This window comes from Klebsiella sp. RC2 (assembly GCF_014192815.1).
Taxonomy (GTDB): Bacteria; Pseudomonadota; Gammaproteobacteria; order Enterobacterales; family Enterobacteriaceae; genus Klebsiella; species Klebsiella variicola.
Genome location: NZ_JACHYL010000002.1, coordinates 767,192 through 786,535, shown reverse-complemented (window position 1 = coordinate 786,535; position 19,344 = coordinate 767,192). Strand labels below are relative to the sequence as shown.

The window sequence follows — 19,344 nt, the reverse complement described above, 5'->3', positions numbered from 1 at the left end:
AGAGGGCATCCCGGTTCTGCGAAGCCACCTACACGCGCTTCCAGAGTTGACCGAGCACTGTGATTTTTTTGAGGTAACAAGATGCAAGTTTCAGTTGAAACCACTCAGGGCCTTGGGCGCCGTGTAACGATTACTATCGCCGCTGACAGCATCGAGAATGCTGTCAAAAGCGAGCTGGTCAACGTAGCGAAAAAAGTTCGCATTGACGGCTTCCGTAAAGGCAAAGTGCCGATGAATGTTGTTGCTCAGCGTTATGGCGCATCCGTTCGCCAGGACGTGCTGGGCGACCTGATGAGCCGTCATTTCGTTGACGCGATCATCAAAGAGAAAATCAATCCGGCCGGTGCGCCGAACTACGTTCCGGGCGAATACAAACTGGGCGAAGACTTCACCTACGCGGTAGAGTTCGAAGTGTATCCGGAAGTTGAACTGCAGGGTCTGGACGCGATCGAAGTTGAAAAACCGGTTGTTGAAGTGACCGACGCTGACGTTGACACCATGCTGGAAACCCTGCGCAAACAGCAGGCGACCTGGAAAGACAAAGACGGCGCCGTTGACGCTGAAGATCGCGTCACTATCGACTTCACCGGTTCCGTAGACGGCGAAGAGTTCGAAGGCGGCAAAGCCTCTGACTTCGTACTGGCGATGGGCCAGGGTCGCATGATCCCGGGCTTCGAAGATGGTATCAAAGGCCACAAAGCGGGCGAAGAGTTCACCATCGACGTGACCTTCCCGGAAGAATACCACGCAGAAAACCTGAAAGGTAAAGCGGCTAAGTTCGTTATCAACCTGAAAAAAGTTGAAGAGCGTGAACTGCCGGAGCTGACTGAAGAATTCATCAAACGTTTCGGCGTGGAAGATGGTTCCGTCGCTGGCCTGCGCGCTGAAGTGCGTAAAAACATGGAGCGCGAGCTGAAAGGCGCTGTGCGTAACCGCGTGAAGTCTCAGGCTATCGAAGGTCTGGTTAAAGCCAACGAGATCGACGTTCCGGCTGCCCTGATTGACAGCGAAATCGACGTGCTGCGTCGTCAGGCTGCTCAGCGTTTCGGTGGCAACGAGAAACAGGCTCTGGAACTGCCGCGTGAGCTGTTCGAAGAGCAGGCTAAACGCCGCGTTGTTGTCGGTCTGCTGCTGGGCGAAGTGATTCGCACCAATGAGCTGAAAGCTGACGAAGAGCGCGTGAAAGGCCTGATCGAAGAGATGGCTTCTGCGTACGAAGATCCGTCAGAAGTGGTTGAGTTCTACAGCAAGAACAAAGAGCTGATGGACAACATGCGCAACGTGGCGCTGGAAGAGCAGGCTGTTGAAGCTGTGCTGGCGAAAGCCAAAGTGTCTGAAAAAGCCACTTCCTTCAACGAACTGATGAACCAGCAGGCGTAATTTCGCCGCGATTGTTTAAGGTTCGAGCAAAAACCCGTTGCCGAAAGGCGGCGGGTTTTTTTTTAAGATAATGATAGCCTCAGGCACGGTGCTAAAACGCATTTACCATGATAGCGTTACAGCAAAAGCTTGTTATGCTTGAAATATGGCAACACCATCCCCATTACCGGGGGAGGCAACTGCATCCGCTATCGCACGCGTGTTGAAGAGGCGGTGACGCGTTCAGCGGATAGAAACTGTGGCTGATAATCCGTCCGTAAGGTTACAATCAGTGCAGCAGGTATTTTAAAATTACTCCAGGAGACGGAAATGTCATACAGTGGCGAACGAGACAACTTTGCACCCCATATGGCCCTGGTGCCGATGGTCATTGAACAGACCTCACGCGGTGAACGTTCTTTTGATATCTACTCCCGTCTGCTTAAGGAACGCGTCATTTTTCTGACCGGCCAGGTCGAAGACCACATGGCAAACCTGATCGTGGCGCAGATGCTGTTTCTGGAAGCGGAAAACCCGGAAAAAGACATTTACCTGTACATTAACTCTCCGGGCGGGGTGATCACCGCCGGGATGTCGATTTATGACACCATGCAGTTCATCAAGCCGGATGTCAGCACCATTTGTATGGGGCAGGCCGCTTCTATGGGCGCGTTTCTGCTGACCGCCGGGGCGAAAGGCAAGCGCTTCTGCCTGCCGAACTCCCGCGTGATGATCCACCAGCCGCTGGGCGGCTATCAGGGACAGGCGACGGATATTGAGATCCACGCCCGTGAAATCCTGAAGGTGAAAGGACGCATGAATGAGCTGATGGCGCATCATACCGGCCAGTCTCTTGAGCAGATTGAGCGTGACACTGAGCGTGACCGCTTCCTCTCCGCTGCGGAAGCCGTGGAGTACGGGCTGGTCGACTCTATTTTGACCCATCGTAATTGATGCCCGAGGCGTAAGGGTGCCGCTTTACGCTTCATCCTTCTCGCCGCGATTTTTCGGGTGGTTGGCATTTTTTCGGACGCTTGCCGGTCAGGCTTGCGGCCGGAGGCTTTGCCACCGCCTCGATGTAGCGCGAAGGATTTTGTGTATATACTAATGAAGGGCGGCACAACGCTATATGGCGGCTTGCGCCTGAGAATGGCATTTGCGTCGTCGTGTGCGGCACAAAGAACTTAAAAAGAGGTTTGGACTCATGACAGATAAACGCAAAGATGGATCGGGCAAATTGTTGTATTGCTCTTTTTGCGGCAAAAGCCAGCATGAAGTGCGTAAGCTGATCGCCGGGCCATCCGTGTATATCTGCGACGAATGCGTTGATTTATGTAACGACATCATTCGCGAAGAGATTAAAGAAGTTGCGCCGCACCGCGAGCGCAGCGCGTTGCCGACGCCGCACGAGATTCGCCACCACCTTGATGACTATGTCATCGGTCAGGAACAGGCGAAGAAAGTGTTGGCGGTCGCGGTATACAACCACTACAAACGTCTGCGCAATGGCGATACCAGCAATGGCGTAGAGCTGGGTAAAAGTAACATTCTGCTGATCGGGCCGACCGGTTCCGGTAAAACGCTGTTGGCGGAAACGCTGGCGCGCCTGCTGGATGTGCCGTTTACCATGGCAGACGCCACCACCCTGACCGAAGCGGGTTATGTGGGTGAGGACGTCGAAAATATCATTCAGAAACTGCTGCAGAAGTGCGACTACGACGTGCAGAAAGCGCAGCGCGGCATCGTTTATATCGACGAAATCGACAAAATTTCGCGTAAATCCGATAACCCGTCGATTACCCGCGACGTCTCCGGCGAAGGCGTACAGCAGGCGTTGCTGAAGCTTATCGAAGGCACCGTCGCCGCCGTTCCACCGCAGGGCGGGCGTAAACATCCGCAGCAAGAGTTCCTGCAGGTTGATACCTCCAAGATCCTGTTTATCTGCGGCGGCGCGTTCGCCGGCCTGGACAAAGTGATTTCCCACCGTGTTGAAACCGGCTCCGGCATTGGTTTTGGCGCGACGGTAAAAGCGAAGTCCGACAAAGCGAGCGAAGGCGAGCTGCTGGCCCAGGTCGAGCCGGAAGATCTGATCAAGTTTGGTCTGATCCCGGAATTCATTGGCCGTCTGCCGGTGGTGGCGACCCTGAATGAGCTGAGCGAAGAAGCCCTGATCCAGATCCTGAAAGAGCCGAAAAATGCCCTGACCAAGCAGTATCAGGCGCTGTTTAGCCTTGAGGGCGCAGAGCTTGAATTCCGCGACGAAGCGCTGGACGCCATCGCCAAGAAAGCGATGGCGCGTAAAACCGGCGCCCGCGGTCTGCGCTCGATTGTGGAAGCGGCGCTGCTGGATACCATGTATGACCTGCCTTCGATGGATGATGTCGAGAAAGTGGTCATTGATGAGTCGGTTATCGAAGGTCAGAGCAAACCGCTGCTGATCTACGGCAAACCGGAAGCCCAACAGGCATCTGGTGAATAATTAACCATTTCACTCAAGCAGTTAACAAAAAGGGGGGATTTTATCTCCCCTTTTATTTTTCCTGCATTCCCGCCGTTGAATGTGTGGAATACATCCCCATATACTGGATTACATATTAACGACGATGCAGTGGAGTATGGCGTCGTCGGCTACCTGGCGGACTTTAAACTAAGAGAGAGCTCTATGAATCCTGAGCGTTCTGAACGCATTGAAATCCCCGTATTGCCATTGCGCGATGTGGTGGTTTATCCGCACATGGTCATACCCCTGTTCGTAGGGCGGGAAAAATCTATTCGTTGCCTCGAAGCGGCCATGGACCATGATAAAAAAATCATGCTGGTTGCGCAGAAAGAAGCGTCGACGGATGAGCCGGGTGTAAACGATCTTTTCACCGTTGGAACCGTGGCGTCTATTTTGCAGATGCTGAAGCTGCCGGACGGCACCGTGAAGGTGCTGGTCGAAGGGCTGCAGCGTGCACGTATTTCTGCGCTGTCTGATAATGGCGAACATTTCTCGGCGAAAGCGGAATATCTCGACTCGCCGGCGATTGACGAACGCGAGCAGGAAGTGCTGGTTCGCACCGCTATCAGCCAGTTTGAAGGCTATATCAAGCTGAACAAAAAGATCCCACCGGAAGTGCTGACGTCGCTGAACAGCATCGACGATCCGGCGCGCCTGGCGGATACCATCGCGGCGCACATGCCGCTGAAGCTGGCTGACAAGCAGTCTGTGCTTGAGATGTCCGACGTCAACGAACGTCTGGAATATCTGATGGCGATGATGGAATCGGAAATCGATCTGCTGCAGGTTGAGAAGCGTATTCGCAACCGCGTCAAAAAGCAGATGGAGAAATCCCAGCGCGAGTACTATCTGAACGAGCAAATGAAAGCGATTCAGAAAGAACTCGGCGAGATGGACGACGCCCCGGACGAAAACGAAGCGCTGAAGCGTAAGATCGACGCGGCGAAAATGCCGAAAGAGGCGAAAGAAAAAACCGAAGCGGAACTGCAGAAACTGAAGATGATGTCGCCGATGTCGGCGGAAGCGACCGTCGTGCGTGGCTACATCGACTGGATGGTGCAGGTGCCGTGGAACGCGCGCAGTAAGGTCAAAAAAGACCTGCGCCAGGCCCAGGAGATCCTTGATACCGATCACTATGGCCTGGAGCGCGTGAAGGATCGCATCCTTGAATATCTCGCGGTGCAGAGCCGGGTGAACAAAATCAAGGGGCCAATCCTCTGTCTGGTGGGACCGCCGGGGGTAGGTAAAACCTCGTTAGGTCAATCCATCGCCAAAGCGACCGGACGTAAATACGTACGTATGGCGTTAGGTGGCGTGCGCGATGAAGCGGAAATTCGCGGTCATCGTCGGACCTATATTGGCTCGATGCCGGGCAAACTGATCCAGAAAATGGCGAAAGTGGGGGTGAAAAACCCGCTGTTCCTGCTGGATGAGATCGACAAAATGTCTTCCGATATGCGCGGCGACCCGGCTTCTGCGTTGCTTGAGGTGCTGGATCCGGAACAGAACGTGGCCTTTAACGACCACTATCTGGAAGTGGATTACGATCTCAGCGATGTGATGTTCGTGGCGACGTCTAACTCCATGAACATTCCGGCGCCGCTGCTGGATCGTATGGAAGTGATTCGCCTCTCCGGTTACACCGAAGATGAAAAGCTGAACATCGCCAAGCGTCACCTGCTGCCGAAGCAGATCGAACGTAACGCGCTGAAGAAAGGCGAGCTGACCGTCGACGATAGCGCCATTATCGGCATTATTCGTTACTACACGCGTGAAGCGGGGGTTCGTAGCCTGGAGCGTGAAATCTCCAAGCTGTGCCGTAAAGCCGTTAAACAGCTGCTGCTGGATAAGTCGCTGAAACACATCGAGATTAACGGTGAGAATCTGCATGATTATCTCGGCGTACAGCGCTTTGACTATGGCCGTGCCGATAGCGAGAACCGCGTCGGTCAGGTGACCGGTCTGGCGTGGACGGAGGTGGGGGGCGATCTGCTGACCATCGAAACCGCCTGCGTACCAGGCAAAGGCAAGCTGACCTACACCGGTTCGCTGGGTGAGGTCATGCAGGAATCGATTCAGGCTGCGCTGACCGTGGTGCGTTCGCGGGCGGACAAACTGGGCATTAACGCCGACTTCTACGAGAAGCGTGATATTCACGTCCACGTTCCGGAAGGGGCGACGCCGAAGGATGGTCCTAGCGCGGGTATCGCCATGTGCACGGCGCTGGTCTCCTGCCTGACCGGTAACCCGGTACGCGCTGATGTGGCGATGACCGGTGAAATCACTCTGCGTGGTCAGGTGCTGCCGATCGGCGGTCTGAAGGAAAAACTGCTGGCGGCGCATCGCGGCGGCATTAAGACTGTTCTGATTCCTGATGAGAACAAACGCGACCTTGAAGAAATTCCAGATAACGTTATCGCCGATTTGGATATCCATCCGGTGAAACGAATCGAGGAAGTTCTGACACTTGCGCTGCAGAACGAACCGTTCGGCATGCAGGTTGTGACCGCGAAATAGTGATTCTGCGCAAATTGCGCTAATAAAAATAGGGCTGGTAAGTCATTTCGGACTTGCCAGCCTTTTTTTGTGTAGCTAACTTAGATCGCTGGCAGGGGGGTCATCGACAACTGCTGTTGTAAGGGCATGACAGTCCTGATATAACTGCTGCGCGGTCGCACTATGAAGGACTCAGGTGCGATATAAATTATAAAGAGAGGAAGAGAACAGTGAATAAATCTCAACTGATTGACAAAATTGCTGCGGGTGCGGACATTTCTAAAGCTGCAGCTGGACGTGCGTTAGATGCTTTAATCGCTTCTGTTACTGAATCTCTGCAGGCTGGGGATGACGTTGCGCTGGTAGGTTTTGGTACCTTTGCTGTTAAAGAACGTGCCGCTCGTACTGGTCGCAACCCACAAACAGGTAAAGAAATTACTATCGCTGCCGCAAAAGTGCCGGGCTTCCGTGCTGGTAAAGCGCTGAAAGACGCGGTGAACTGATCGGCTTTCCCGTCAGGGAATGTGACGAAGTACAAGGGCGCATCGTGAGATGTGCCTTTTTTATTGCCTTTTCAGACCACTTTATGTGTGTTTATCGCTACTTGTGGGCTGACAATCACCCTGTTTTCTTGTCAAAATACGTCCTCACGCGCGGCGGCCATCACGTGCTATGCTGCGCGAGCTAAAGTCATCTACAGCGGAGCGTTGTTACACCATGATGGACAACCTACGCACGGCCGCCAACAGCGTCGTGCTCAAGATTATTTTCGGTATCATTATCGTCTCGTTCATTTTGACCGGGGTGAGTGGTTACCTGATTGGCGGTGGCAAAAACTATGCCGCAAAAGTGAATGGCCAGGAGATTGGCCGTGGGCAGTTTGAAAATGCCGTCGCCAGCGAACGTAACCGTATGCAGCAGCAGCTTGGCGACCAGTTCTCCGAGCTGGCGGCGAACGAAAACTACATGAAAACCATGCGCCAGCAGGTGCTGAACCGCCTGATCGATGAATCGCTTCTGGATCAGTATGCCCGCGAGCTGGGCCTCAGCATCAGCGATGAGCAGGTGAAGCAGGCGATCTTCCAGACCCAGGCTTTCCAGACGAACGGTAAGTTCGACAACCAGCGTTTCAGCGGTATTGTCGCCCAGATGGGGATGACCACCGATCAGTACGCTCAGGCGCTGCGTAACCAGCTGACCACACAGCAACTGATTAACGCCATTGCGGGTACCGACTTCATGCTGCCGGGTGAGTCCGATCAGCTGGCGGCGCTGGTGTCTCAGCAGCGTGTCGTCCGCGAAGCGACCATCAACGTGAATGCCCTGGCGGCAAAACAGACGGCCAGCGATGAGGAAATCAACGCTTTCTGGCAGCAGAATCAGGCCCGTTTTATGGCGCCGGAGCAGTTCCGCGTCAGCTATATCAAAATGGATGCCGCCAGCATGCAGGAGAGCGCCTCTGACGAAGAGATTCAGTCATGGTACGACCAGCATAAGGATCAGTTCACTCAGCCGCAGCGCAACCGCTACAGCGTGATTCAGACCAAAACGGAAGCCGATGCGAAAGCGGTGCTGGCCGAGCTGCAAAAAGGGGCAGATTTCGCCACGCTGGCGAAAGAAAAATCGACCGATATTATCTCTGCCCGCAACGGCGGCGATATGGGGTGGATGGAAGAGGCCTCTACGGTGCCTGAGCTGAAAGATGCCGGGCTGAAAGAGAAAGGCCAGCTGTCTGGCGTGATCAAATCCTCGGTTGGCTTCCTGGTGGCCCGTCTGGACGACGTCCAGCCGGCGCAGGTGAAGCCGCTGGCTGACGTGCGTAATGACATTGCGGCGAAAGTGAAGCAGGAAAAAGCGCTGGATGCTTACTACGCGCTGCAGCAGAAGGTGAGCGATGCGGCCAGCAACGATAATGAATCGCTGGCGGGCGCGGCGCAGGTCGCCGGACTGAAGGTGGTGGAAACCGGCTGGTTTGGCCGCGATAACCTGCCGGAAGAGCTGAACTTTAAACCGGTCGCTGACGCTATCTTCAACGGCGGTCTGGTGGGTGAGAACGGCGCGCCGGGCAGCAACTCCGACATCATTACCGTTGACGGCGATCGCGCATTTGTTCTGCGCATCAGCGAGCACAAAGCCGAGGCGGTGAAGCCGCTGGCTGAAGTGAAGGCGCAGGTTAGCGATATCGTTAAGCACAATAAAGCGGAACAGCAGGCGAAACTGGACGCCGACAAGCTGCTGGCGGCGCTGAAAGACGGCAAAGGCGATGAAGCGATGAAGGCGGCTGGCCTGAGCTTTGGCGCGCCGCAGACGCTTTCCCGTACCGGCCAGGATCCGCTGAGCCAGCTGGCATTCACTCTGCCGCTGCCGCAGCAGGGCAAACCGGTCTACGGCGTTGGCAGCAATATGCAAGGCGATGTGGTGCTGGTGGCGCTGGATGAAGTGAAAGCAGGCAACATGCCGGAAGAGCAGAAGAAGGCCATGGTTCAGGGGATTACCCAGAACAACGCCCAAATCGCTTTCGAAGCACTGATGAGCAACCTGCGCAAGGCGGCGAAAATTAAGCTGGGCGACAGCATCGACCAGCAGCAGTAATTTCGCGTCGTCTCGCAAAAATGAGCAACATGATGTAATCCTCAAGGGCCGCTTTCGCGGCCCTTTCCATTTCTGTGATTTGCCTTTTGTCGGCCATCCGCACTGACGCTATCGTAACCTTGCTGTCTACACACAAGGAGATATCAGCATGAAATATGGAATAAAAACACTGATGGCCGCGGGCGTTCTGGTTTTCGCGGTAGGCGTACAGGGCGCGCTGGCGGCACCCGCCAGCGGTAAAGCGGCGGTGAATAAAGAAAATGTGCAGGCGACCGCTTCGGCGAAGGCGGAAGCGGTGCCCGGCGACACCGACAACGGGGCGACAAAAGTCAGCATTAACCACGCCAGCGCCGAACAGCTGGCGCAGGCGTTGAATGGCGTGGGGTTGAAAAAAGCCCAGGCCATTGTCAGCTACCGCGAAGAGTACGGGCCGTTCAAAACCCTCGATGATCTGAAGCAGGTCCCGGGAATGGGGAGCGCGTTGGTGGAGCGCAATTTAGCCCATCTGACGCTGTAAATTTTATGCCAGACCTTGCACAGCGGTGATTTTTTGCCAGGATAAAGAGGTTGCATCAAGTGGTGTGACCTCTTACCTCATAAACAACAATAACAGAAAGGCATTAGTGCTATGCAGACACAAATTAAAGTTCGCGGCTATCATCTGGACGTCTACCAGCATGTGAACAACGCACGTTACCTGGAGTTCCTTGAGGAAGCCCGCTGGGACGGCCTGGAAAACAGCCCCGCGTTTCAGTGGATGATGGAGAAAAACATCGCCTTCGTGGTGGTGAATATCAATATTAACTACCGTCGTCCGGCGGTGCTGGGCGATGTGCTGACAGTGAGCAGCAAACTGGAGCAACTCAACGGCAAAAGCGGCACCCTTAGTCAGGTGGTCACCCTCAACCCCAATGGCGAAGTGGTAGCCGATGCGCTGATTACCTTTGTCTGTATCGATTTGAAGACCCAGAAGGCGCTGCCACTGGAAGGGGAGTTGCGTGAGAAACTTGACCAGATGAACTTGCGCTGACAACCGACGTGCGAGTGACGGGCCCACGGCAGGTGATGAACCCGTAGCCCCGGTAAGCGTCGCGCTACCGGGGAATTTGAGTCAAAGCTCCGGTAAATCGCTCCCCGGAGGCTATGCCTGTGCCAGCCCGGTTTTTTGCTTCATCACCGCCATTACGCCGACCTTGTCCCCCAGATACTGGTTGAGTCCGTTTGCGCGCAGGTTACAGGCGGCGCACTGGCCGCAGCCATCGCCCTTAATGCCGTTGTAGCAGGTGAGGGTTTCCTGGCGCACCAGATCCAGCTGACCCCAGAAGTCGGCAAGCGCCCAGGTCTCGGCTTTATTCAGCCACATCAGCGGCGTCTCAAAGCGAATGTCTTTCGCCATCCCAAGGCTGACGGCGTGGTGCAGCGCTTTGACAAACTCATCGCGACAGTCCGGGTAGCCGGAGAAGTCGGTCTCGCACACGCCGGTGATGATGGCTTCGGCTTTCACCTGATAGGCGTAGATTGCCGTCAGGGTTAAAAACAGAATATTGCGCCCGGGGACAAAGGTGTTGGGAATCCCCTCAGCATCAGGCTGATAGTCGGGTACCGGAATGTTATCGCGGGTCAGGCTGCTGACTGCCAGTTCGTTGAGCAGAGTGACGTCCAGCACTTTATGCGCGACGGCGCCCAGTTTCAGGGCGAGTTCGCGCGCAACGTCGATTTCCGCGCGGTGGCGTTGGCCATAATCAAAAGTGACGCAATGCACTTCATCATACTGTTGCAGAGCCTGCACCAGACAGGTGGTTGAATCTTGTCCTCCGCTGAAGACAACTACGGCGCGTTTCATGGCAATTCCTGACTAAATGAGTAAAGGCGCTATGGTAGCGCCAGACGCGCGCGGCGACCAGCTCTCTCACGTCAACGAGGCCGGCAGCCAGGCGCTGGCGAAGTCAAACCAGCCCCGGGCGTTGAGGCGCAGGCCATTAACCCCCGGCGGCGCGCTGATCCGATAGTTATACTTGAACAGCGGCGTCATGATGGCGTCTTCCATCAGACTGTTGAAGACGTTGCGCAGCGCATCGTTGCGGCTGCGGGCGTCGGGCTGAGACTGCACGGCGTCTAATGTCGCCTGCAGATGGGCATATTGCGCCCCGGTCAGCAAATTAGGCCACAGCATATCGCAGCGCAGCCACTGCTCCAGGGCGTACTCCGGCGCTTCGCCGATCAGTCGGTCGCCCATCATCAGGTCGGCCTGCCCCAGATGCTGACAGCCTTCCCAGTTTTTGGCGTCATGAAAAATGATCGTCAGTTCGCAGCCCAGCAGAGCCAGCCGTTGCCTCAGTTGCTCGGCCATCGCATGAAGCTCGACCGGCAGATGATAGAGTAGAGTGAGCCTGGCCGGCAGCGGCACCGCGTTGTTTTCCGGTCCCTGCGGGATGGACCATCCCGGCAGCACCTCATGGCTTGGCGTAATCAGATCCTCCTCCAGCGGCAGCGTTTCCAGCAGCGACGAGTGATGGATTATCGACACCAGCCGCTGGGCCTGCGTTTTACTAAGACGCGGGCTGTGGCGCAGGGTCAGATAGCAGAAGCCAAGGCTGATACGGTTGCTGACCTGGCGCAGATTGTGGAGCTCTTCGCGATCGCCGATGGTGATCTGCACCGGGTGGCGGCAGCTGGTGCCGAGATCGCGGTCAAAGAGCTGAGGAGTGATCCAGTATTCCACCGCCTGGATCAGCGGATGCTGCAGGTGGTACCGGGGATGGTTCTCCAGGCGGACGAGTTCCGGACTAAACCGCTTCAGGCGGAATGGCCCGCAGCCGATGGCCGGATCGTCGGGATGCGCCAGCACGCTGCAGTAGCTGGCCAGGCGGAACGGCAGCCAGTAGTCAGGACGATGCAGCGTGATGGTGAGACACTGGGCGTGAGTGACATCGATACGGCTGATGCTGGCGAAGAGGGTCCGTAAGGCGGGCAGCTCAAGCAGCAACCGTAACCGCTGCCGTAGCTGTGCGGTTTGCACCGCATCGCCATTGTGCCAGTACAGCGTGGAGCGAATGTAAAAATGCCAGCGCAGGCCGTCCGGTGAGACCTGCCAGTGATGCGCCAGATCGCCGATCGGCATATTGTCGCCTTCATCGAAGCGCGTCAGCCCGGCATAGATCTGCCCGGCCAGATGCTGCTCGGCGCGTCCGGGGAGAAAGCCAGGACGCAGCGGCTCCAGTGGGCGATAGTAAGGAATACGCAGCGTCGGAGTATTGTTTTGCCACTGACCGCCGAGGAAGGGATGGAGCAGGGCTTTCAGCTCCACCGGGGCCAGCTGCGCCAGCTCCAGCGCGTTTTGCTGCTGACCGTTGTTCAGCGCCTGCTCCATCATCTCGTTGCGCAGACTTTCCGGGGTTTTGTGAAATGAGAGCTGTCCGCGTTTGCCGCGCCCGGAGCTGGCCTGCCAGCTTAGCCACCCCGCCTCCTGCGCCTGACGCAGCAGAGTGCGGACGTGGCGTTCGCTACAAAAACAGCGCTCCGCCAGTTCGCCGACGGTCACCTGCTGCGGCGCCCCGGCTGAGGGTTGCCACAATCGCTGGTATTGATTTAAACGGTGTAAGAGTCGCATGGGGGCCGTCATCCACCGGGCCGCTGTAAACCCGGAACAATTAATAATATCTATTCACTATTACTTCCGTATATCCCAGGTGATACTGCAACACAAGCGAAGCCCATCACACATCGGGGAATACACCATGGCAAAACTGGCCGCATTTGATATGGACGGCACCCTGCTGATGCCGGACCATCGTCTCGGCGAGCAAACGCTCACCGCGCTGAAACGGCTGCGGGAACGTAATATCACCCTGACGTTCGCTACCGGTCGCCATGTGCTGGAGATGCACCATGTGATTGGCGAATTTTCCCTGGACGCATTTCTGATCACCGGCAACGGGACGCGCATCCATTCGCTGGAAGGGGAGGAGCTTTATCGCCAGGATCTCGCTCCCGAGGCGGCGGAAGCGGTGCTGCACAGCAAATGGGATACTCAGGCCAGCATGCATGTGTTTAACGATGGCGGCTGGTTCACCGGTCAGGCAAGGCCTGAATTGTTGCAAGCGCATGTCTTCAGCGGCTTTCACTATCAACTGTGCGATCCGAAACGCATGTCGGCGCAGCATGTCACCAAGATCTGTTTTTGCGGCGATCATGACGATCTCCGCCGCCTGCGGATCCAACTGAATGAGACGCTGGGCGATCGCGCGTTTCTCTGCTTCTCGGCGATGGACTGTCTGGAAGTGCTGCCGGTCGGGTGTAATAAAGGTGCGGCGCTGGCGGTGCTCAGCCAGCACTTAGGCTTCACCCTGCAGGAGTGCATGGCGTTTGGCGATGCGATGAATGACCGCGAGATGCTGGGCAGCGTTGGGCGGGGTTTTATCATGGGCAACGCGATGCCGCAGCTGAAAGCCGAGCTGCCGCATCTTCCGGTTATCGGAGACTGCCGGCATCAGGCGGTCTCCCACTTTTTAACGCATTGGCTGGATAATCCTGATCTTCCTTATTCCCCCGAATAGAGAGACCCTTCCGGCAAGCCAGATAGTTTTCTATCTGGCTTTTTTTATCGCCTGCCGACCAGCGCGGCGATCTCCGCCTGCCTGGGCGCGATATCGCCGATATTGGCGGCCACCCACTGCGGGTTGTAATAGGTTTCCAGGTAGCGCTCACCGCTGTCGCACAACAGCGTGACGATGGAACCCGTTCGCCCTTCCTCGCGCATCCGCGCGGCCAGCTGCAATACGCCCCACATATTGGTGCCGGTAGAAGCGCCGACCTTGCGCCCAAGCTGTGTTTCCAGCCACAGGGCGGTGGCCACGCTCGCCGCATCCGGTACGCGCAGCATCTCGTCGACGACGTCGGGAATAAATGACGGTTCGACGCGTGGGCGGCCGATGCCTTCAATTTTGCTGCCGACCGGGCTGCGCAGGGTGGCGTCGCGGGTCTGCCAGTATTCGAGGAAGACCGAATTCTGCGGATCAACGACCATCAGCTGCGTCTCATGGCCCTGGCTGCGAATATAGCGGCCAATGGTTGCCGAGGTGCCGCCGGTGCCGGCGCTCATGACGATCCATGACGGCTGCGGGTGCGGTTCATGGCTCATCTGACGGAAAATACTGTCGGCGATATTGTTATTGCCGCGCCAGTCGGTGGCCCGCTCGGCAAAGGTGAATTGATCCATATAATGGCCGTTCAGCTCGCGGGCCAGCGTTTCGGAAGCATCGTAGATTTCGCAGGCGCTCTGCACAAAATGGCAGCGTCCGCCGTAAAACTCGATCTGTTCGATCTTACGTTTGGCGGTGCAGGAAGGCATCACGGCGATAAACGGCAGCCCCAGCAGGCGGGCGAAGTAGGCCTCCGAAACGGCGGTTGAACCCGAGGAGGATTCAATAATCGGCGTACCTTCTTTGATCCAGCCGTTGCACAGGCCATAGAGAAACAGCGACCGCGCCAGGCGATGTTTAAGGCTGCCGGTGGGGTGGGTGCTTTCATCTTTCAGATACAGGTGGATGCCCGGAAAAGCGGGCAGCGCCAGACGGATCAGGTGCGTGTCGGCGGAGCGCTGATAGTCGGCGTTGATTTCGCTAATGGCATGTTTAACCCAGGCGCTATTCATCGTGATTTCCTGTTTGTCATTTTGTGCCTAGCTTAGCGGAAAGCGCAGGAAAAATTGTTGCCATTTAGCCTTTGGATTACCATTATGAGAGCAAAATTTTCTCTTCGGATGCCCTATGCTAGATAAAATTGACCGTAAGCTGCTGGCGCTGCTGCAGGAAGATTGCACCCTCTCTTTGCAGGCGCTGGCCGATGCCGTTAATCTGACCACCACGCCCTGCTGGAAGCGCCTGAAACGGCTCGAAGATGAAGGTATTTTGCGCGGGCGCGTCGCCTTACTGGATGCGGAAAAGGTGGGGCTGGGCCTGACGGCGTTTGTCCTGATCAAGACTCAGCATCACAGCAGCGACTGGTATGGCCATTTTGTGAGCGAAGTGACGCAGATGGCGGAGGTGCTCGGCTTCTGGCGGATGGCAGGAGAGTATGATTACCTGCTGCGGGTGCAGGTGGCCGATATGAAACGCTATGACGATTTTTATAAACGTTTAGTGAACAGCGTGCCGGGGCTGTCGGATGTCACTTCGAGTTTTGCCATGGAACAGATAAAATATACCACCGCCTTGCCTGTCGAATAACGGTATTGCGCCGTAACCCATTACAAATCAGGATTTTACTGCTTGCGATTATTTGCTCAACTCAGCTGGTACTTCCGCCGGGAGTGGCGCCGCTATCTTGGCGCGATTGCCCTGCTGGCCATTATTGCCGTCCTGCAGCTTATTCCGCCGAAGGTGGTGGGCATTGTGGTGGACGGCGTGACGCAACAACATTACACCGCAGAGAAGGTGTGGATGTGGATCGGCGCGCTGGTGCTGGTCGCGGTAATGGTTTACCTGCTGCGCTATGTCTGGCGCGTGCTGCTGTTCGGCGCCTCTTACCAGCTGGCGGTCGAACTGCGGGAAGATTTTTACCGGCAACTGAGCCGCCAGCATCCGGCATTCTATTTGCGCCATCGCACTGGCGATCTGATCGCCCGCGCCACCAACGATGTTGACCGGGTGGTATTTGCCGCCGGTGAAGGGGTGTTAACCCTAGTGGATTCGATGGTGATGGGCTGTGCGGTATTGATTGTGATGTCGACGCAGATTAGCTGGCAGCTCACCCTGCTGGCGCTGTTGCCGATGCCGCTGATGGCGCTGGCGATCAAACGCAACGGCGATGCGCTTCACGAACGTTTTCGCGTGGCCCAGGCGGCCTTTTCCAGCCTTAACGATCGCACACAGGAGAGCCTGACCAGCATCCGCATGATTAAGGCTTTTGGGCTGGAGGATCGCCAGTCGGCGCAGTTTGCCGCCGATGCCGCCGATACCGGCGCGAAAAATATGCGCGTGGCACGCATTGACGCGCGTTTCGACCCCACCATCTATATCGCCATCGGGGCCGCTAACCTGCTGGCTATCGGCGGCGGCAGCTGGATGGTGATCCACGGCAGCCTGACGCTGGGCCAGCTGACCAGCTTTGTGATGTATCTTGGCCTGATGATCTGGCCGATGCTGGCGCTGGCGTGGATGTTTAACATTGTTGAGCGCGGTAGCGCGGCCTATGGCCGTATCCGCACGATGCTCGAAGAGGCGCCAGCGGTAGACGACGGTACTGAAGCAGTGCCGGCAGGCCGCGGTGTCCTGCAGGTTGCCATCCGCAACTTCATCTATCCGCAGGCGAGTAAACCTTCGCTGGAGCAGGTTAATTTTACCCTCCAGCCGGGGCAAATGCTGGGTATCTGCGGGCCGACGGGCGCCGGTAAAAGTACCATTCTGGCGCTGCTGCAACGTCATTTTGACGTCACCAGCGGCGAGATCCGCTTTCACGATCTGCCGCTGCCGCGTCTGCAGCTCGACAGCTGGCGCGCCCGGCTGGCGGTGGTCAATCAGACGCCATTTTTATTCTCCGACACCGTCGCCAATAATATCGCGCTGGGCAAACCGGATGCGACACCGGCGCAGATTGAACGCGTGGCACGGCTGGCCAGCGTGCATGACGACATTCTGCGCCTGCCCCAGGGGTACGATACCGAGGTGGGCGAGCGCGGCGTGATGCTCTCCGGCGGCCAGAAACAGCGCATCTCGATTGCCCGCGCTCTGCTGCTGGAGGCTGAAATTTTGATCCTTGATGATGCTTTGTCGGCGGTAGATGGCCGTACGGAGCACCAGATCCTGCACAACCTGCGCCAGTGGGGGGAGGGGCGGACGGTGATTATCAGCGCCCACCGGCTGTCGGCGCTGACCGAGGCCAGTGAAATTCTGGTGTTACAGCATGGGCATATTGCCCAGCGTGGCCGCCATGAGGCGCTGGCCGTGCAGCCAGGCTGGTACCGCGACATGTATCGTTACCAGCAGCTGGAAGCCGCGCTTGACGAGGTTCCGCAGGCGCAAGAGGAGGCCCTGGATGCGTAGCTTTACCGAACTCTGGCCGACGCTTAAACGCCTGCTGGCCTATGGTTCTCCCTGGCGTAAGCCGCTGGCCATTGCGGTGGGGATGATGTGGATCGCGGCGGCGGCGGAAGTGAGCGGCCCGCTGCTCATCAGCTATTTCATCGATAATATGGTGGCGAAGCATACGCTCCCGCTGAAGCTGGTGGCAGGCCTGGCGGTAGCCTATATCGGCCTGCAGCTGCTGGCGGCATTACTGCACTATAACCAGTCGCTGCTGTTTAACCGCGCCGCGGTCGGCGTCGTCCAGCAGTTGCGTAGCGATGTAATGGATGCCGCCCTGCATCAGCCGCTCAGCGAGTTTGATACCCAGCCGGTTGGGCAGCTTATCTCGCGGGTGACCAACGATACGGAAGTCATTCGCGATCTGTACGTGACGGTGGTGGCGACGGTGCTGCGCAGCGCGGCGCTGATCGGCGCGATGCTGGTGGCGATGTTTAGCCTCGACTGGCGGATGGCGCTGGTGGCGATCGCGATCTTCCCGGCGGTGCTGATCGTGATGATCATCTATCAGCGCTATAGCACGCCGATCGTGCGCCGGGTGCGCGCCTGGCTTGCTGATATCAACGATGGTTTCAACGAAGTGATCAACGGCATGGGGGTGATCCAGCAGTTCCGCCAGCAGGCGCGCTTTGGCGAACGGATGCGCGAGGCCAGCTATGCCCACTATCTGGCGCGGATGCAGACGTTGCGCCTCGACGGTTTTCTGCTGCGCCCGCTGCTGAGCCTTTTTTCCTCGCTGGTGCTGTGCGGGCTGCTGATGCTGTTTGGCTTTAGCGCGGTGGGCACGATCGAGGTCGGGGTCCTGTACGCGTTTATCAGCTATCTCGGACGCCTTAACGAGCCGCTTATTGAGCTGACCACCCAGCAGTCGATGCTGCAGCAGGCGGTGGTCGCCGGCGAACGCGTTTTTGAGCTGATGGATCGCCCGCGCCAGGCGTGGGGCTCGGATGACGCGCCGCTGAGCAGCGGCCGGGTGGAAATTGACCATCTCTCCTTTGCCTACCGGGGGGATCGACTGGTCCTGCAGGATATCAGTCTGGATATTCCCTCCCGCAGCTTCGTGGCGCTGGTCGGGCATACCGGCAGCGGGAAGAGTACTCTCGCGAGTCTGATGATGGGCTATTACCCGTTAACCCACGGGGAGATCCGCATCGATGGCCGGCCGCTTGCTTCCCTCAGCCACAGCGCGTTGCGTCGGGGCATCGCGATGGTGCAACAGGATCCGGTGGTGCTGGCGGATACCTTCTACGCCAACGTCGCGCTGGGTCGGGATATCAGTGAGACGCAGGTCTGGGAAGCGCTGGAGGCGGTGCAACTGGCGGAGGTGGCGCGCAGCATGAGCGATGGCCTGTACACTCAGCTGGGCGAGCAGGGCAATAACCTCTCCGTTGGGCAGAAACAGCTGTTGGCGCTGGCGCGCGTGCTGGTGGAGACCCCGCAGGTATTGATTCTGGATGAGGCGACGGCCAACATCGACTCCGGCACCGAGCAGGCGATCCAGCAGGCGCTGGCGAAAGTCCGCCAGCATACCACCCTCGTGGTTATCGCCCATCGACTGTCAACCATCGTTGAGGCCGATACCATCCTGGTGCTGCATCGCGGTCAGGCTGTCGAGCGGGGCACCCATCAGCAGCTGCTGTCGGCGAAAGGTCGTTACTGGCAGATGTATCAGCTGCAGCTGGCTGGCGAAGAGCTGGCGGCCAGTGCCCGGGAAGAGTCGCTCAGCGCCTGATGCACCACCAGCAGGCAGCGAAGAAAGCGTGGCCTGCCGTGGTGCAAAAACGTTACATCAAATGCACTGTTGTGGTGCATTTTTGCGCTGCAAACGCGTTTCAGCAGGCAATTGTCTGACCTGTCCCCTGTTTTTTACCATCAAAGGGCCGCTCTGCGGCCTTTTTTCATTTCTGGCATAGCCCTTGCTTTATATCCATCGTGTTAGCTGCGGCCATTACCGAATACTGCCTGGAGGGGACTTATGAAGCTGGTTACCGTGGTAATCAAACCATTCAAACTGGAAGACGTGCGTGAAGCCTTGTCTTCCATCGGCATTCAGGGCCTGACGGTCACTGAAGTCAAGGGCTTTGGCCGTCAGAAAGGTCATGCGGAGCTCTACCGCGGCGCCGAGTATAGCGTCAACTTTCTGCCAAAAGTGAAGATTGATGTGGCGATTGCCGACGATCAGCTGGATGAAGTCATCGATGTGATCAGCAAAGCGGCTTACACCGGAAAAATTGGCGACGGCAAAATTTTTGTCGCTGAATTGCAGCGCGTCATTCGCATCCGTACCGGCGAAGCTGACGAAGCGGCACTGTAATT

At 57.0% G+C, this 19,344-nt stretch carries 16 protein-coding genes; 13 read left to right on the top strand and 3 right to left on the bottom strand.

The window, feature by feature from the left end:
• Positions 1–81: 81 nt before the first annotated feature.
• From tig to FHW76_RS08580, 8 genes are all read left to right on the top strand, one after another.
• Positions 82–1,380 (top strand): trigger factor, encoded by a 1,299-nt coding sequence (tig, locus tag FHW76_RS08615; protein WP_008805401.1) that lies wholly within the window; start codon positions 82–84, stop codon positions 1,378–1,380.
• A 309-nt stretch (positions 1,381–1,689) separates the two neighbouring features.
• Positions 1,690–2,313, top strand: coding sequence for an ATP-dependent Clp endopeptidase proteolytic subunit ClpP (clpP, locus tag FHW76_RS08610; RefSeq protein ID WP_002891804.1), 624 nt, complete (start codon positions 1,690–1,692; stop codon positions 2,311–2,313).
• 250 nt (positions 2,314–2,563) lie between these two features.
• Positions 2,564–3,838, top strand: coding sequence for an ATP-dependent protease ATP-binding subunit ClpX (gene clpX / locus FHW76_RS08605; RefSeq protein ID WP_008805402.1), 1,275 nt, complete (start codon positions 2,564–2,566; stop codon positions 3,836–3,838).
• Between the two features lie 183 nt (positions 3,839–4,021).
• Positions 4,022–6,376 carry an endopeptidase La gene (lon, locus tag FHW76_RS08600; RefSeq protein ID WP_004151336.1) on the top strand — a complete coding sequence of 785 codons (2,355 nt, stop codon included), beginning with the start codon at positions 4,022–4,024 and terminating at the stop codon, positions 6,374–6,376.
• Positions 6,377–6,585: 209 nt separating this feature from the next.
• The gene (hupB, locus tag FHW76_RS08595) at positions 6,586–6,858 is read left to right on the top strand and encodes a nucleoid-associated protein HU-beta (RefSeq protein ID WP_002444653.1); all 273 of its coding nucleotides are present in this window, start codon (positions 6,586–6,588) and stop codon (positions 6,856–6,858) included.
• A gap of 214 nt (positions 6,859–7,072) precedes the next feature.
• Positions 7,073–8,947 carry a peptidylprolyl isomerase gene (gene ppiD / locus FHW76_RS08590; RefSeq protein ID WP_012968827.1) on the top strand — a complete coding sequence of 625 codons (1,875 nt, stop codon included), beginning with the start codon at positions 7,073–7,075 and terminating at the stop codon, positions 8,945–8,947.
• A 148-nt stretch (positions 8,948–9,095) separates the two neighbouring features.
• The gene (locus FHW76_RS08585) at positions 9,096–9,464 is read left to right on the top strand and encodes a helix-hairpin-helix domain-containing protein (protein WP_008805404.1); all 369 of its coding nucleotides are present in this window, start codon (positions 9,096–9,098) and stop codon (positions 9,462–9,464) included.
• 111 nt (positions 9,465–9,575) lie between these two features.
• Positions 9,576–9,977 (top strand): YbgC/FadM family acyl-CoA thioesterase, encoded by a 402-nt coding sequence (locus tag FHW76_RS08580; RefSeq protein ID WP_008805405.1) that lies wholly within the window; start codon positions 9,576–9,578, stop codon positions 9,975–9,977.
• A gap of 111 nt (positions 9,978–10,088) precedes the next feature.
• Here FHW76_RS08580 and queC read toward each other — a convergent pair whose 3' ends face one another.
• Entirely contained in the window at positions 10,089–10,790 is a 702-nt protein-coding gene (queC, locus tag FHW76_RS08575; protein WP_008805406.1) for a 7-cyano-7-deazaguanine synthase QueC, read from the bottom strand.
• A 66-nt stretch (positions 10,791–10,856) separates the two neighbouring features.
• Entirely contained in the window at positions 10,857–12,557 is a 1,701-nt protein-coding gene (locus tag FHW76_RS08570) for an SgrR family transcriptional regulator (RefSeq protein WP_008805407.1), read from the bottom strand.
• Between the two features lie 127 nt (positions 12,558–12,684).
• Between FHW76_RS08570 and cof the strand changes: the two genes are divergently transcribed.
• Complete coding sequence (gene cof, locus FHW76_RS08565; protein WP_016160381.1) at positions 12,685–13,503, top strand: HMP-PP phosphatase; 819 nt, start codon at positions 12,685–12,687, stop codon at positions 13,501–13,503.
• A gap of 44 nt (positions 13,504–13,547) precedes the next feature.
• On the opposite strand, the gene FHW76_RS08560 is transcribed toward cof, so the two are convergent.
• Complete coding sequence (locus FHW76_RS08560) at positions 13,548–14,600, bottom strand: PLP-dependent cysteine synthase family protein (RefSeq protein ID WP_032729445.1); 1,053 nt, start codon at positions 14,598–14,600, stop codon at positions 13,548–13,550.
• A gap of 115 nt (positions 14,601–14,715) precedes the next feature.
• Between FHW76_RS08560 and FHW76_RS08555 the strand changes: the two genes are divergently transcribed.
• The 4 genes from FHW76_RS08555 (at position 14,716) to glnK (ending at position 19,342) form a co-directional block, all read left to right on the top strand.
• A complete protein-coding gene (locus FHW76_RS08555) occupies positions 14,716–15,174 on the top strand; it encodes an Lrp/AsnC family transcriptional regulator (RefSeq protein WP_008805409.1) in 459 nt (152 codons plus the stop codon).
• A 42-nt stretch (positions 15,175–15,216) separates the two neighbouring features.
• Entirely contained in the window at positions 15,217–16,989 is a 1,773-nt protein-coding gene (locus FHW76_RS08550; protein WP_008805411.1) for a SmdA family multidrug ABC transporter permease/ATP-binding protein, read from the top strand.
• Positions 16,982–18,760, top strand: coding sequence for a SmdB family multidrug efflux ABC transporter permease/ATP-binding protein (locus tag FHW76_RS08545; RefSeq protein ID WP_087653548.1), 1,779 nt, complete (start codon positions 16,982–16,984; stop codon positions 18,758–18,760). The genes FHW76_RS08550 and FHW76_RS08545 overlap by 8 nt, the downstream gene beginning before the upstream one ends.
• Before the next feature lie 243 nt (positions 18,761–19,003).
• Positions 19,004–19,342: a P-II family nitrogen regulator gene (gene glnK, locus FHW76_RS08540; protein ID WP_002891893.1), complete on the top strand. Its 339-nt coding sequence runs from the start codon at positions 19,004–19,006 to the stop codon at positions 19,340–19,342.
• Positions 19,343–19,344: the final 2 nt, after the last annotated feature.